Annotated in this window: 12 protein-coding genes; 5 read left to right on the plus strand and 7 right to left on the minus strand. The window is 74.4% G+C overall.

Annotated elements, in window-relative coordinates:
- Window positions 1-10: 10 nt before the first annotated feature.
- Window positions 11-1645, minus strand: coding sequence for an MFS transporter (locus tag GC089_RS03845; protein WP_370514065.1), 1635 nt, complete (start codon window positions 1643-1645; stop codon window positions 11-13).
- 235 nt (window positions 1646-1880) lie between these two features.
- Window positions 1881-3371: a sugar porter family MFS transporter gene (locus GC089_RS03850; RefSeq protein ID WP_155376558.1), complete on the minus strand. Its 1491-nt coding sequence runs from the start codon at window positions 3369-3371 to the stop codon at window positions 1881-1883.
- 304 nt (window positions 3372-3675) lie between these two features.
- Here GC089_RS03850 and GC089_RS03855 point away from each other — a divergent pair, with 304 nt between their 5' ends.
- The 3 genes from GC089_RS03855 (at window position 3676) to GC089_RS03865 (ending at window position 6171) form a co-directional block, all read left to right on the plus strand.
- Window positions 3676-4227: a hypothetical protein gene (locus GC089_RS03855; protein ID WP_155378915.1), complete on the plus strand. Its 552-nt coding sequence runs from the start codon at window positions 3676-3678 to the stop codon at window positions 4225-4227.
- A gap of 312 nt (window positions 4228-4539) precedes the next feature.
- Window positions 4540-5160: a DUF47 domain-containing protein gene (locus tag GC089_RS03860; RefSeq protein WP_136519056.1), complete on the plus strand. Its 621-nt coding sequence runs from the start codon at window positions 4540-4542 to the stop codon at window positions 5158-5160.
- Between the two features lie 6 nt (window positions 5161-5166).
- The gene (locus GC089_RS03865; RefSeq protein ID WP_155376559.1) at window positions 5167-6171 is read left to right on the plus strand and encodes an inorganic phosphate transporter; all 1005 of its coding nucleotides are present in this window, start codon (window positions 5167-5169) and stop codon (window positions 6169-6171) included.
- A gap of 61 nt (window positions 6172-6232) precedes the next feature.
- Here the strand turns inward: GC089_RS03865 and GC089_RS03870 are convergent, their stop codons facing one another.
- Entirely contained in the window at window positions 6233-7120 is an 888-nt protein-coding gene (locus GC089_RS03870; protein WP_155376560.1) for an aldo/keto reductase family oxidoreductase, read from the minus strand.
- Between the two features lie 127 nt (window positions 7121-7247).
- On the opposite strand from GC089_RS03870, the gene GC089_RS03875 reads away from it, so the two are divergent.
- Window positions 7248-7703 carry a helix-turn-helix domain-containing protein gene (locus tag GC089_RS03875; protein ID WP_230685044.1) on the plus strand — a complete coding sequence of 152 codons (456 nt, stop codon included), beginning with the start codon at window positions 7248-7250 and terminating at the stop codon, window positions 7701-7703.
- On the opposite strand, the gene GC089_RS03880 is transcribed toward GC089_RS03875, so the two are convergent.
- Genes GC089_RS03880 through mshD form a run of 3 tightly spaced genes read right to left on the minus strand, consistent with a single transcriptional unit; the run spans window position 7693 to window position 11928 of the window.
- On the minus strand, window positions 7693-8670 hold the full coding sequence (locus GC089_RS03880) for an NUDIX domain-containing protein (protein WP_155376562.1): 978 nt from the start codon (window positions 8668-8670) through the stop codon (window positions 7693-7695). The two genes, GC089_RS03875 and GC089_RS03880, sit on opposite strands and share 11 nt — an antisense overlap.
- On the minus strand, window positions 8667-10901 hold the full coding sequence (locus GC089_RS03885; RefSeq protein ID WP_155376563.1) for an RNA degradosome polyphosphate kinase: 2235 nt from the start codon (window positions 10899-10901) through the stop codon (window positions 8667-8669). Before GC089_RS03885 ends, GC089_RS03880 begins: the two co-directional genes overlap by 4 nt.
- A 52-nt stretch (window positions 10902-10953) precedes the next feature.
- Window positions 10954-11928: a mycothiol synthase gene (gene mshD, locus GC089_RS03890; RefSeq protein ID WP_196250813.1), complete on the minus strand. Its 975-nt coding sequence runs from the start codon at window positions 11926-11928 to the stop codon at window positions 10954-10956.
- Between the two features lie 204 nt (window positions 11929-12132).
- On the opposite strand from mshD, the gene GC089_RS03895 reads away from it, so the two are divergent.
- Window positions 12133-13554: an NAD(P)-binding domain-containing protein gene (locus tag GC089_RS03895; RefSeq protein ID WP_370514066.1), complete on the plus strand. Its 1422-nt coding sequence runs from the start codon at window positions 12133-12135 to the stop codon at window positions 13552-13554.
- Here the strand turns inward: GC089_RS03895 and GC089_RS03900 are convergent.
- The gene (locus GC089_RS03900) at window positions 13482-14882 is read right to left on the minus strand and encodes a cellulase family glycosylhydrolase (RefSeq protein ID WP_155376564.1); all 1401 of its coding nucleotides are present in this window, start codon (window positions 14880-14882) and stop codon (window positions 13482-13484) included. The genes GC089_RS03895 and GC089_RS03900 overlap by 73 nt on opposite strands.
- Between the last annotated feature and the right edge of the window lie 244 nt (window positions 14883-15126).

Genomic DNA, 15126 nt, shown 5'->3' on the forward strand with positions numbered 1-15126 from the left:
GGCCGGGCGCTCAGGCGCGGGCGGCTTGCTCCGCCTCGAGGCGCTGCTCGATGCCGGAGCGGTTGCCGAGCGGCACCTCGCGCAGCAGCAGGACGGCGACGAGCGAGAGGAGCGCGATCGGGGCCGCGACGAGGAACAGGTCGGCGACGCCGACGCCGAACGCGTGCTCGACGACGTGCCGGACCGGTCCGGGCAGGGTCGCCACGTCGGGCAGCGACGCCGCGCCGCCGCCGGAGCCGCCGAGCAGCGTCGGGTCGACGTGGGCGGCACGCAGCCCGTCGACCATGAGGTCCTGCACGCGGTGCGAGAGCAGCGCGCCGAGGGCCGAGACGCCGAGCGTGCCGCCGAGGGTGCGGAAGAACGCGATGGTCGCGGTGCCGGAGCCGACGTCCTGGACGGGCAGGGTGTTCTGCGCCGCGAGCACGAGGTTCTGCATGAGCATGCCGACGCCGACGCCCAGGACGGCCATGAACAGGCCGAGCAGCCAGAACGACGTGGTCTCGTCGATCGTCCCCATGAGCGCGAGACCCGCGACGAGCAGGACCGCGCCGGCGACCATGAACCGCTTGTAGCGGCCCGAGCGCGAGATCGCGCGGCCCGACAGCGTCGAGGACAGGAACAGGCCGAGGACCATCGGGACGGTCAGCAGGCCCGACTCGGTGGGCGTGCGGCCGCGGGCGAGCTGCAGGTACTGGCTGAGGTACACCTGCGTCCCGAACAGCGCGATGCCGACGGCGACGGACGCGAGCACGGCGAGGACGACCGTGCGGTCGCGGAACAGGCGCAGCGGGATGATCGGCTCGGCGGCGCGGTGCTCGACCGCGACCGCCGCACCGAGCAGCAGGAGGGAGCCGCCGACCATCGCGGCGGTCTGCCACGAGGCCCAGTCGAACGAGTCGCCGGCGAACGTCACCCACAGCAGCAGCGTCGCGATCCCCGCGGACAGCAGCGCGGCGCCGGCCCAGTCGATCTGCACGCGCCGGCGGCGCAGCGTGGGCAGGTGCAGGGTGCGCTGGAGCACGACGATCGCGGCCACGGCGAACGGCAGGCCCACGAAGAAGTTCCAGCGCCAGCCGGCCGCGTCGGTGATGACGCCGCCGAGCAGCGGGCCGCCGACCATGCCGACCGCCATCACGGCGCCCATGAGGCCCATGTACCGGCCGCGCTCGCGCGGGCTGATGATGTCGGCGATGAGGACCGTGCCGAGGGCGGTCAGGCCACCGGCGCCGATGCCCTGGACGGCGCGCATGCCGATGAGCATCTCGGTGCTGTGCGCGAGGCCCGCGAGGGCGGACGACACGACGGAGATCACGAGCGCGACCTGCACGAGGACCTTGCGGTTCGTGAGGTCGGCGAGCTTGCCCCAGATGGGCGTCGAGATCGTGGTGGTCAGCAGCGTGGCGGTGACGACCCACGTGAACGCGGACTGCGAGCCGCCGAGGTCGGTGATGATCCGCGGCAGGGACGTGGAGACGACGCTCGTCGCGAGGATCGAGACGAACATCCCGAGCAGGATGCCGGACAGGGCCTCCAGCACCTCGCGGTGCGTCATGGCGGGGCGCGCGTCGGCGACGACGGGCGGGACGTCGCCGGGGTGCGCGGGGTCGGGGGCGGTGGTGGTGCGGGTGTCGGGCTGGGTGGTCACGCAGGTCTCGCTTCCGGACTGCAGGGCGGGGGACCGGCGGCGTCGGCGGTCGTGTCAGGGGGCGGCACGCGGCCGCAACGGTTGCTTAGGGCAACTCTAAGAAGGTTCGTTACCTCAGGCAACCGTTAGGCCGGGTGGAGTGTTCCCGGACGCACGAGGGCCCGGTCACACCGCCTGCGCGGTGCACCGGGCCCGGTGCGGCGCGGTCCGGGGCGGACCGGCGCGGTCGGGTGCGTCAGGCGCGCGTGCGGCGCTCCACGCGCAGCCCCTCCATGTCCTCGAGCTGCACGCCCTTCGTCTCCGGGACCTTCGTGAGCACGAAGAAGAACGACAGCACCGCGAACGCCGCGTACATGAGGTACGGGATCGACGCGCCGAACGCGTTGAGCATCGGCGGGAACGAGATCGTGATGAGGAAGTTCGCGATCCACTGCGCCGCGGCGGCCAGGCCGAGCGCGGCGGCCCGGATGTGGTTGGGGAAGATCTCGCCCAGCAGCACCCACACCAGCGGGCCCCACGACGCGCCGAAGAAGACGACGAACAGGTTCGCCGCGACCACGGCCACCATGCCCCACGGGGCGGGCAGGCTCACGTCCTCGCCGGAGCCGGTGCTGTTCATGAACGCCACGGCGACGATCGCGAGGGTCACGGCCATGCCCGCCGAGCCGATGAGCAGCAGCGGACGGCGCCCGACCTTGTCGATGAGCGCGATCGCGATGAACGTGACGAGCACGTTCGTGATCGAGGTGATCGTCGACGTCGTGAACGCGTCGCCCTCGTCGAACCCGACCGCCTGCCACAGCGTGTTCGAGTAGTAGAAGATGACGTTGATCCCGACGAACTGCTGGAAGACCGACAGCAGGATGCCGACCCACACCACCGGCAGCAGCCCGAACCGCGGCCCGCGCAGGCTGGACTGGGCCGCGAGGGCCTCGTCGGTGCGGATGGTGTGCTCGATCTCCCGGATGCGCTCGTCGGCGTCCTCGTCCGGCGGCAGCACCGACGCGAGCACCGCGCGGGCCTCGTCGCGCTTGCCCCGGCTCAGCAGGTAGCGCGGCGACTCGGGGATGCGCAGCGCCAGGATCCCGTAGACCGTCGCCGGCACGACCGCGACGAGGAACATCCACCGCCAGGCCTCGAGGCCGAACCACAGCTCGCCGCTGGCGTCCGCACCCGCGCCGGGCGTCGCCCGCGCGAGCAGCTCGTCCGAGAGCAGCGCGGCGAAGATGCCGATGACGATCGCGAGCTGCTGCAGCGAGCCCAGCCGCCCGCGGATGCGGGCCGGCGCGATCTCCGCGATGTACGCGGGGGCGATCACGGAGGCGATGCCGATGCCCAGGCCGGCCATGAAGCGCCAGGCGATGAGGTCCCACACGCTGAACGCGATGCCGGACAGCACCGAGGAGACGAAGAACAGCACCGCGCCGAGGAACATGACGCGCGTGCGGCCCCAGCGGTCCGCGAGGCGTCCGCCCATCCACGCACCGAGCGCGCAGCCCAGCAGCGCGACGGCGACGGCGAAGCCGCTGAGCGTGCTCCCGAGGTCGAACTGCTCGGTGAACGCCTGCACCGCACCGTTGATGACGGAGCTGTCGAAGCCGAACAGGAAGCCGCCGACGGCCGCGGCGACCGCGAGGCCGACCGCCTTGCCGGTGTGCCTGCCGTTGAGCTCGCCCGCCGGGGTGCCGCCGTGCGGTCCACCCCTGCGGGACACCGGATCGGACATCGTCCACCCCCGTCTGCCAGATGTTCGTGGCCGGGCCGAGTGCCTGGTCAGGGACCACTCTCTCCCCGGCCGGGACCACCCGCACCCGGAGGGTCGGCCCCCGAGGGGTGGGCCCGCGCACAGCGGGCGGTGCGCGTCCGGACGCGGCGCGGCGGTGGCACGGGCCCGTGCCCGGGTGCATCATCGCCCGGTGGCAGCGACCGGAGGACAGGACGGCGGCGCGGGGCGGGAGCCCCGGCGCCACCACCGGCCCGTGCCGTTCGACCCCGCGCAGGCCGACGCGCTCCCGGGCGAGCTCGACCCCATGCTGCGCGGCGAGATCGCGCACACGACCGCGGCGGCGCTCGTGCACCGGGCGCGCGCGTCGCAGGACCCCGACGTCGTCGCGCGCCTCGTCGCGCTCGTCGAGACCGAGGGGCTCGACACGGTCGCCGCGATGTGGGCCGACAGCCCGGCCGACACCCTGCCCGGGGCGCTGTGGCGGCTCTACGTGCTGCGCGAGTGGGTGCGGCGCGACCCTCGCACGGTCGCCGACCGCTACCGGATGGGTGTGGCGGCCGCGCCGGTGCACGACGCGGTCGCCGGCGTCGCGCAGGCCCCGGGGCCGCAGGACGTGCAGTCGGTCGCCGACCAGGTCCTCTCCGGCGTCTACTCCGGCGACCTCGCGGTCGCGCTCGAGCGGGCGGCGGCGTTCTGCCGCGTGCTCGCGACGGGCGCCGCCTTCGACGCCGACCACCTCGACGTCGTCGACCCGGGGGCCGCGCTGCGCACCACGCGGGGGGCGGCGTCCCTGGTGCGCACCGCCGAGGAGCTCGACGCCGCGGCGGTCCTGTGGCGGCGCGGGCGGCTCGACTGACGTCTGCCCCGTGCGGGTGACGCTGCCCACGCCGTCCGGCGCTCGACCGGCGCGGCGGGGGGTGCCGGACCTAGACTGGACGGGACGTCGGGTCGCGGTGGCCCCGGGCTCCATCATCAGCCGCTTCGAGCGGCCACGCGCCGAGAGGCGCCCCGCGGCCCGGCGTCCTCATGCACCCGTGTGCGCCGACGGCCCGTGCCGCGGGCGTCCGCCCGGGTGGCGCCGTCGGTGCACCGTGCGTTCACGGACCGTTAGGCTGACCCCGCCCGAGCACCCGCCGGGCGACTGTCGTCCCTCGCCCCGGAGATCTCCGTGCGCCTGCGCCTGACACCGCGCGACACCTCGTACTTCGACCTCTTCGCCGCCCAGGCCACGCACCTCGTCACGGGTGCGAACCTGCTGGCCGAGATGCTCGGTGCCGACCGGCCCACCCGCAAGGAGATCAACAAGCGGATGGCCGAGGCCGAGCACGCGGCCGACGAGGCGACCCACACGATCATGCGGCGTCTGAACCAGACGTTCGTCACGCCGTTCGACCGCGACGACATCTACGACCTCGCCTCCAGCCTCGACGACTGCATGGACTTCATGGACGAGGCCGCCGACCTCATCGTGCTGTACAAGCTCGACGAGCTGCCGGCGCGCGTGTCCGACCAGGTGCAGGTCCTCCAGCGCGCCGCCGAGCTCACCGCCGAGGCGATGCCGCGGCTGCGCTCCATGGACTCGCTGCAGGAGTACTGGGTCGAGGTCAACCGCCTCGAGAACCAGGCGGACAAGTCGCACCGCAAGCTGCTCGCGCAGATGTTCGACGAGATCACCGACCCGATCCTGCTGATGAAGCTCAAGGAGGTCGTGGAGAAGCTCGAGGACGCGGCCGACGCGTTCGAGAAGGTCGCGAACAGCATCGAGACCATCGCGCTCAAGGAGTCCTGAGCTCCGGTGGAACCTGCGCTCGTCGTCATCGTCGTCGCGCTCGCCCTGGGCTTCGACTACACCAACGGCTTCCACGACGCGGCCAACGCGATCGCCACCTCGGTGTCGACGCGTGCGCTGACGCCGCGTGCCGCGCTCGTCATGGCGGCCGTCATGAACTTCACCGGCGCCCTGCTCGGCACCGAGGTCGCGGAGACCATCGCCACCTCGATCGTCGACCTGCAGCACGCGTCCTCGCACAGCGCGCTCGTCGTCATCCTCTGCGCGCTCGTCGGCGCGATCACGTGGAACCTCATCACGTGGTGGTTCGGGCTGCCCTCGTCGTCGACGCACGCCCTCATCGGCGGGCTCGTCGGCGCGGGCCTGGCGGGGAGCTTCGGGGTGTACGGGTCGGCGATCGTCGACAAGGTCGTCCTGCCGATGGTCTTCTCCCCGCTCATCGGCTTCGGCCTCGCGTTCGCGCTGATGGTCGGCCTGCTCTGGCTCATCCGCAACGGTCGCCCGGCCCGCGTCAACCGGCGCTTCCGGTTCGCGCAGACCGTGTCCGCCGCCGCCATGGCCCTGGGCCACGGCCTGCAGGACGCGCAGAAGACGATGGGTGTCATCTACCTCGCGCTGCTCACGGCCGAGTGGGCCGACCCGGACGAGGGCATCCCGCTGTGGGTCAAGCTCGCCGCCGCGGCCGCGATCTCCGCCGGCACGTACGCGGGCGGCTGGCGCATCATGCGCACCCTCGGCCGCCGCATCATCGAGCTGGACCCGGCGCGCGGCTTCGTCGCCGAGTCGGTGTCCGCGCTCGTGCTCTACGTCAACGCGTTCTACCTGCACGCGCCGGTGTCGACGACGCACACCATCACGTCCGCGATCATGGGCGTCGGCGCCACGAAGCGGCTCTCCGCGGTCCGCTGGGGCGTGGCGAAGAACATCCTGGGCGCGTGGATCCTGACGATCCCCGCCGCGGCCCTGGTCGCCGCCGTCGTCTTCTGGGTCCTGCACCCGTTCCTCGGCTGACCCGGACCCCGCCGTCACGAGGGCCCCGCGCCCGGCACGACCGGTGCGGGGCCCTCGCACGTCACCGGCCGGCGGCGATCGCGTCGAGGTCCGCCACGTCCTGCTCCGACAGGGTCAGGCTGGCCGCAGCGACGTTCTCGCGCAGGTGGGCGACCGAGCGCGTACCCGGGATGAGCAGGATGTTCGGCGAGCGCTGCAGCAGCCAGGCGAGGGCCACCGCCATCGGGCTCGCTCCCACCCGCTGCGCGACGGCCGTGAGCTCGGCGGACTGCAGCGGGCTGAAGCCGCCGAGCGGGAAGAACGGCACATACGCGACGCCGTCGCGCGCGAGCGCGTCGACCAGGGCGTCGTCGTGGCGCACCGCCAGGTTGTACATGTTCTGCACGCACACGACCGGCGCGATGCCGCGCGCCTCGGCGACCTGCTCGGCCGTCACGTTGCTCAGGCCGACGTGCCGGACCAGGCCCTCGCGCTGCAGGTCCACGAGGGCGCCGAACGGCTCGGCGAGGGAGCCGGGGCGTGGCCCGGTCGCGTCGCCCATCCGCAGGTTCACGACGTCGAGCACGTCGAGCCCGAGGGACTCGAGGTTCTGCTCGACCTGCTGCCGCAGCTGCGCGGGCCGACGCGCGACGGGCCAGCCGCCGTCGGCGTCGCGCTCGGCGCCGACCTTCGTCACGACGTGCAGCCCGTCCGGGTACGGGTGCAGGGCCTCGCGGATCAGCCGGTTGGTGACGTGCGGGCCGTAGGCCTCGGCGGTGTCGACGTGGGTGACGCCGAGCGCGACCGCCTCGCGCAGGACGGCGCGCGCGGCGTCCTCGTCGGCCGGCGGGCCCAGGACGCCCGGGCCGGCCAGCTGCATCGCTCCGTAGCCGAGGCGCCCGACGGTGAGGTCGCCGAGCGTCCAGGTGCCGCCCGGGAGCGTCGGGGACTGCGTGGTGGGCGTGGTCACGTGTGCTGCCTCCTCCAGGTGTACGGGTGCGGCGCGGTGCGCCGTGCCGTGATCCTGCGTGCCCTACTACCCGATGGGAAGTACGTACCTGGAAGTGCGTAAGGTCCGCGGCAGAGAGGAGACGGTGATGACGTCGACGGCGGCGGAGCGTCGCGCCCGCGCGAAGGTCGAGTACGACGCGTTCCTCGCGGCGTGCCCCAGCCACCAGCTGCTCGGCCGGATCTCGGACAAGTGGGTGGCGCTCGTGCTCACCGCGCTCGGCAGCGGCGGGACGGAGGCGGGCTGCGAGGGCGTTCCGCGCCCGCTGCGCTACTCCGAGCTGCAGCGTCTGCTCGCCGGGGTCAGCCCGAAGATGCTGACGCAGACGCTGCGCTCCCTGGAGCGCGACGGCCTCGTGACGCGCACCGTGACGCCGACGGTCCCGGTGACGGTGTCCTACGCGCTCACCGACCTGGGCCTGTCGCTGCACGCGGTCGTGCGTGGGTTGAAGGCGTGGGCGGAGGCGCACATGGACCAGGTGGCCGGGCACCGCGAGGCGTACGACGCGCGCACCGCCGCACCCGCCGACGCGGTCAGTCCGTGACGGGGGAGCGGTGCGTCTCGACCGCGACGACGCGGGGACCGCGCCGCGTGACCGCGGCGTGCGCGACGAGCACCTCACCCGGCTGCAAATAGGGGTTGCGGGTCGGCAGCGCGTCCGCGACCGCCCGGCGCGAGTGGGCCGCCAGCACGTCGAGGACGGTCGGCAGCACCGGCCGGTGCGTGCACAGGACCGTGTCGCGCCGGTCGTCGAGGCAGCCGCGGACGAGCGCGGCCACGCGCGCCGGGGACTCGTCGTGCTCCGCCTCCGTGAGGACGTCCGTGACGTCGGGCGCCAGCCCTGTCGCCCGCGCGTACGGAGCCATGGTCGCCGCGCAGCGCTCCCACTCGCTGGTCACCACGCGACCGACCCCGAAGGCCGTGAGCGCGGGCACCATCGCCGTCGCCTGGCGCAGGCCCAGCCCCGTGAGCGGACGGTCCCCGTCGTCGCCGCCCCACAGGCTGCGCTTGCGGGCCTGCCCGTGCCGCGCGACCACGAGCGCGCGCGTGTCGAGCCGGTCCTTGGCGTAGGTCTCGACCAGCACGTCGAGCGGTCGCCGGTCGGCCTTGCGGGTCAGGCGCGACGCCGCCTCGGCCACGTCGCACCACTCCCAGCGGTCGATCTCGCCGGCGCCGGCCGGCGTCACGGGCGGACGGGCCCCGAGCGCCGCCGCGTCGTGCCGGCCCGCGACCTGCGCCGCCCAGTACCGCACGACCTTGCGCCGCCCGTCGCCGAGCGTGTACTCGACCGCCGGCAGCGGGACGCCCAGCACGACGGGCAGGCCCGTCTCCTCCTCGACCTCGCGCACGGCGGCGACGGGGAAGGGCTCGCCCGGGTCGAGCTTGCCCTTCGGCCACGACCAGTCCTGGTAGCGCGGCCGGTGGACCAGCGCGACCTGCAGCCGCCCGGCGCGCACGCGCCACACGAGAGCGCCCGCGGACCGGACCGCGGGCAGTGCAGCCGCCCTCACCGCGAGGAGCCCGGCCGGCGCCTCTGCCGCTGGACGAGTGCCTCCTGCAGGTCCACCAGCGGGCCGTCGGGCCCGAGGTGGTGCCGCTGCCACACGCCGTCGGCGTCGAGGTGCCACGACGACGTGCCGTCGTCCACGGACTCGTCCACCAGCTCGACGAGCTCCGCGACGTGCGCCGGGTCGGACACGCGCACCAGCGCCTCGACGCGGCGGTCCAGGTTGCGGTGCATGAGGTCCGCCGAGCCGATGAACACCTCGGGCCCCTCGAAGCCGTCCTCGGGGCCGGGCGTCGCGTGCGCGAAGGCGAAGACCCGCGAGTGCTCGAGGAACCGCCCGAGGATCGAGCGGACCCGGATCGTCTCGGAGAGCCCCGGCACGCCCGGCCGCAGCGCGCAGATGCCGCGCACGTTGATGTCGACCGGGACGCCGGCCTGCGACGCGCGGTACAGCGCGTCGATGACCGCCTCGTCGACCATCGAGTTGACCTTGATCTTGATCCACGCCGGCTCGCCGCGACGCGCCGCCTCCGCCTCGCGCTCGATGCGGGCCACGAGCCCGGTGCGCACCGAGCGCGGCGCCACCAGCAGGCGGTGGAACCGCGACTTCGGCGCGTAGCCCGACAGCTGGTTGAACAGGCGCGTGAGGTCCTGACCCACCTCCGGGTCCGCGGTGAGCAGACCGAGGTCGGTGTAGAGGCGAGCGGTCTTCGGGTGGTAGTTGCCGGTGCCGACGTGGCTGTAGCGGCGCAGCCCGTCCGCCTCCTGGCGGACCACGAGCGAGAGCTTGCAGTGCGTCTTCAGGCCGACGATGCCGTAGACGACGTGCACGCCCGCCTGCTCGAGCTTGCGCGCCCAGGAGATGTTGTTCTGCTCGTCGAACCGCGCCTTGATCTCCACGAGCGCGAGGACCTGCTTGCCCGCCTGGGCGGCGTCGATGAGGGCGTCGACGATCGGGGAGTCGCCCGACGTGCGGTAGAGCGTCTGCTTGATCGCGAGCACGTGCGGGTCGGCCGCCGCCTGCTCGAGGAACGTCTGCACCGACGTCGAGAACGAGTCGTACGGGTGGTGCAGCAGGATGTCGCGGGCCCGGATGGCCGCGAACACGTCCGTCGGGTTCGACGACTCGACCTCGGCCAGGTGCCGGTGCGTGGCCGGCACGAACCGCGGGTACTGCAGCTCCGGCCGGTCGAGGTCCGCGATGAGGTGCAGGCCCGTGTGGTCGAGCGGCGCCGGCAGCTCGTAGACGTCGTCCTCGGACATGCCGAGCTGGCGGACGAGGAACTTGCGCACCCGCCCGCTGATCCCCTCGGCGAGCTCGAGGCGCACCGGAGGGCCGAACCGGCGGCGCAGGAGCTCCTTCTCCATCGCCTTGAGCAGGTTCTCGGCGTCGTCCTCCTCGACCTCCACGTCCTCGTTGCGCGTGATGCGGAACGTGTGGAACTCACGGACCTCCATGCCGGGGAACAGCTGGTCCAGGTGCTGGGCGATGACGTCCTCGACGGGCACGAACGACATCGGCCCGCTGTCCGCACCCGCCGAGGCGTGGTCCGGCGCGGACGGGCGGCCGGACGCGTCGACGGCGATGTAGCGGGGGAGCAGCGGCGGGACCTTCACCCGCGCGAAGTGCTCCTTGCCGCTGGTCGGGTTCACGACGCTGACCGCGAGGTTGAGCGACAGGCCGGAGATGTAGGGGAAGGGGTGCGCCGGGTCCACCGCCAGCGGCGTGAGGACCGGGAAGATCTGCCGGCGGAAGAACTTGTGCAGGCGGTCCTGCTCGGCCTCGCCGAGGTCGTCCCACCGGACGATGGTGATGCCCTCCTTGGCGAGGGCCGGCTGGACGTCCCGCGCGAACACCTGCGCGTGCCGGGCCATGAGCTCGTGCGCGCGCTCGCTGATCGCCTCCAGCACCTGCCGCGGGGACAGGCCCGAGGCCGCGGTGACGGCGATGCCCGTCGCGATGCGCCGCTTGAGGCCGGCGACGCGGACCATGAAGAACTCGTCGAGGTTGGACGCGAAGATCGCGAGGAACCGCACCCGCTCGAGCAGCGGCAGGTCGGGGTCCTCGGCGAGCTCGAGGACGCGCTGGTTGAACGCGAGCCAGGACAGCTCGCGGTCGAGGAACCGGTCGTCCGGGAGCGGACCGGTGTCGGGCAGCGCGCCGGGGTCCTCGGTCTCGACGTGCTCGGCGATGCTGGCGGCGAGGTCCGGGTCCATCGGGGGCGCGTCGGTCATGTGCCCATGGTGGCACCGCCGGGTGAACGCGTCGTGTCGTCCCGGGGCGGTGTCACCCGCCGGCCGGCGCGGCCTGCCCGGGCGGCCCGTACATGACGTCGACGGCGGCGCGCGTGAAGCCCGCCCGCTCGTAGGTGTGCACGGCGACGGTGTTCTCGGCGCCCGTGTAGAGGATCGCCGTGCGCAGCCCGCGGTCGCGCAGGTGCGCCAGGCCGAGCGCCGTCAGCGCGCGTCCCAGGCCCAGCCCCTGCGCGTCGGGGTCGACGCCGACCACGTAGATCTCCCCGACCTCCTCCTCGGGGCCCGCGTCGGGGGCCTCGCCGCGCGGGTGCACCTTCGTCCACACCGAGCCGAGCAGCTGACCCTCGCGCTCCGCGAGCAGGAAGCCGGCCGGGTCGAACCACGGCTCCGCCTCCCGCGCGCGCAGGTCGGCCGACGTCATGCGGCCCTGCTCGGGGTGGTGGGCGAACGCGCGCGCGTTGACGCGCCGCCACGCCTCCTCGTCCTGCCCGGGGACGAACGTCCGCACGGTCACGCCGGGAGGCAGGACCGCGTCGGCCGGCGGGTGGGCCTCGAGGTCGACGCGCATGCGCAGGAGCTCGCGGACCACGACGAGCCCGGCGGCACGGGCCGCCGCGCGCGCGGCGGGCACGTCACCGTGCGCCCACACCGACAGCCGCCGCCCCGGGACCGCCGCCGTCTCCTCCTGCGCACGGGCGAGCAGCGTGGCCGCGACCCCCCGGCGCCGGTGCGCGGGGTGGACGACGACCTCGGCGCTCACGCGCGTGGTCGTCCCCACGTCGAGCTGGGCGTAGCCCACGAGCGCGTCGTCGCCCGTGCGTGCGAGCAGGTGCACCACGGGCGCCTCCGGCTCGGTGAGCCACAGCAGCGGCTGCTCGGACAGCGGGGCCACGCCGTCGGCCGCGGCCGACGCCCGGTGCAGCTCGCGGACCGCCTCCGCCGCTGCCGGGTCCAGGGGCCCCGCGACGGCCGTCACGCGGGCCGGCGCGTCGGTGTCGCTCGTCATGGACCCATCCCACCACGCCAGGTCGCCCGGACGAGGGGGCGGACGCGGCACGCGCGGGACGCCGTCCGGGTGACGCGCGGCGCGGCGGCCGCCCGGTCCGTCCGGTGCGTCCGGGTCCGGTGTGGAGGGCTCGTGCACGCCCCGGTGCCGAGGGGTGGGCCGGGCGGCGCCGCCGCGCGGTGCGCGGGTAGCGTGGACGCCGCCATGGAGCCCGTCGCCAGCGCCACCCCCGCCGCCGCCGGGCGGCGTGCACGCCGGGCGGACCGGGGACCGCGCGCCGTCGAGGTCGACGTGCTCGTGGTCGGGGCCGGGCAGGCGGGGCTCTCCACCGCCTACCACCTGCAGCGCACGGGCCTCGTGGCGGTCGGGTCGCGCGGGTGGGAGCACGCCGCCGGCACGTTCGTCGTCCTCGACGACAACGCCCGTGCGGGCGGCGCGTGGCAGCACCGCTGGCGCAGCCTCACGATGGCCGACGCGCACGCGGTGCACGACCTGCCCGGCATGCCGCTCGTCGTCGTGGACCCCGCCGAGCCCGCCGCCGACGCGGTGCCCTACTACTTCGCGCAGTACGAGGACGCGTACGCGCTCAACGTGCAGCGGCCGGTGCGCGTCGACCGGGTGGAGCGCGCCGCGCGCGGGGACGGCGACGAGCCGCGCTACCTCGTGACCACGCGGCACGTCGGGCACCCGGACGAGGTCGTGGTGTGGTCCGCGCGCGCCGTCGTCAACGCGTCCGGCACGTGGCAGCGCCCGTTCTGGCCGTCGTACCCCGGCCGCGCGACCTTCCGCGGACGACAGCTGCACACCCGTGACTACCGCGCCGCACGCGACCTGGCCGACGGGCACGTGGTGGTCGTGGGCGGCGGTACGTCGGCCGTCCAGCTGCTCCTGCAGATCGCCGAGGTCACCACCACCACCTGGGTGACGCGACGTCCGCCGCGCTGGGTGGACGCGGAGTTCACCCCCGAGCTCGGCCGTGACGCCGTGACGCGCGTCGACGAGCGCACGCGCGCCGGCCTGCCGCCCCGGTCCGTCGTCAGCGTCACGGGCCTGCCGCTGACCCCCGCGTACCGCGAGGGCATCGCCTCCGGGGTGCTGCGCGCGCGGCGCGTGTTCGACCGCGTCGAGCCGGACGGCGTCGCGTGGGACCCCAGCGCCCCCGCGCTGCGGGCCCGCGACGCGGAGGACGGCGCCGACCTGCCCCCGACCTGCCCGGCCTCGCGCCCGACCTCGGCGGCTGGGTCGACGGCCCGCCGTTCGTCGCCGCGCGCACGATCCTGTGGGCCACGGGCTTCCGCTCGGCGCTGGACCACCTCGCACCGCTCGGCCTGCGCGCGCCGGGCGGCGGGATCCGCATGGACGGCACCGAGGTCGTCGGCGAACCGCGCCTGCAGCTCGTCGGCTACGGCCCCAGCGCGTCGACGATCGGTGCGAACCGCGCGGGCCGCGAGGCGGTCCGCCGCCTGCGGCGCGTGCTCGGCTGGTAGCGCGCGCCGCACGCACGTCGGCCCCCGTCCCGGCAGGACGGGGGCCGACGCGTGCGGGTGCCGGTGTCAGGAGCAGGTCACCGGGATCGTGCCCGTGGGTGCGGTGCCCGACCCGATGAAGCCGGCGCTGGTCGACTGACCCGCGCCGAGCGCGCCGTTCCACGCCGCGTTCGTGACCGTGACGCTGCCGCCCGACGCGGTGAACGCCCCGCTCCAGCCCTGTGCGACGCTCGCGCCGCCCGGCAGCGAGAACTGCGCGCGCCAGGACGTGATCGCCCGGCTGCCGGCCTTCACCTCGAGCGCCCCCTGGAACCCGCCGGGCCACGACCCGGTGATCCGCAGGGTCGCGGTGCAGGCGCCGCCGGGGTTCTGGGTCGGCGTCGCGGTCGGGGTCACCGTGGGGGTGGGCGTCACCGTCGGGGTCGCGGTGACGGTCGGCGTCGGCGTGGGCGTCGCACCGTCGAAGAACGTCGCGGTGCGCGCGGTCGCGCGGATGCCGTTCGGGCCGGTGAAGATCCGGGTGCCCCACGAGGTCATCCGCGCCGGGTCGAACGCCGTCACCATGTCGAGGTACTCGACGCCGCCGCCGTTGCCGGACCACGACCAGCCGTAGTAGCCGATCCCGCGGCGCTGCGCCTCGGCCATGATCGTGTCCTCGTCCGGGTTGCCGTCCGAGTGGTCGTGGCCGAACTCGCCGATGACGAGCGGCAGGCCGTGCGCCGCGAACGCGTCGAGGTACGCGGTGATCGTCGACGCCTGCGCGTACACGCCGTACATGTGCACCGAGAACAGGACGTTGCCGTCCGGGTCCGCCGCGGCGACCGTCGGGGCCTGGTCGCGCATGATGCCGCGCCAGTCCTGCCCCCACATCGGCGCGTCCACCACGATGTTGTGCCGCAGCCCGGCCGCCCGGATCGTGCGGATCGCCGCGGAGGTGTCCGCGGCCCACTGCGCCGAGACCGTCTCGTTGTTGCCGTACGGCTCGTTGCCGATGTTGATCTGGATGAAGTCCTCGGTGCCCTGCAGGGTGCTGCGCAGGCCCACCCAGTACTGCGCCGCCTGGGCGAGCGTCGCGGCGCCGGACTGCTCGCCGTAGCCGGTGGTGTCGTGCACCTCGAGCATGCAGACGAGCTGGTTCGCGCGGCACAGGGAGATGACGCCGGCGACGTCCGCCGCGTCGTTCTGGGTCCAGCGCGTGCCGTTCGACAGCACGACGCGCAGCGCGTTCGCGCCCGCCGCGCGGATGGCGGGGACGGCCCGCGGCGTCTCGGACACGTACCAGGTGTGCGCGTGGCTGACACCACGGGCGACGAACGGGGTGCCGTTCTCCTCGACGAGGCGGGTGCCCTCGACGTGCAGACCGACGGGGTCCGCCGCGGAGGCGGTGGTCGCCACGGCGGTCACGCCGCCGACGGCGAGCAGCGCGGTCGCGCACGCGGCGACCGCACGGGTGGACAGGTGCTTCATGGGACGTCCTCGTTCCGTGAAGGGGTGGCTGACGAGCACCCGCCCGTCTGTCCGCCGGCCGGTGACGGGCGGGTGCGCGGGTCACACAACCAGCAGGTCGGGAAGCGCTCCACGCGCCTAAACGCTTCGCCGTCGCGCCCCTCCCCGGCCCCTGCGGGAAGCGCACTCCGGTCCCCGTCCCGACCGTCCCCGCACGCGCCGACGGCCCGGCACCCCGCGGGGGCCGGGCCGTCGGCGAGGAGCT

The sequence above is a fragment of the Cellulomonas sp. JZ18 genome, from assembly GCF_009720485.1.
Taxonomy (GTDB): Bacteria; Actinomycetota; Actinomycetes; order Actinomycetales; family Cellulomonadaceae; genus Cellulomonas.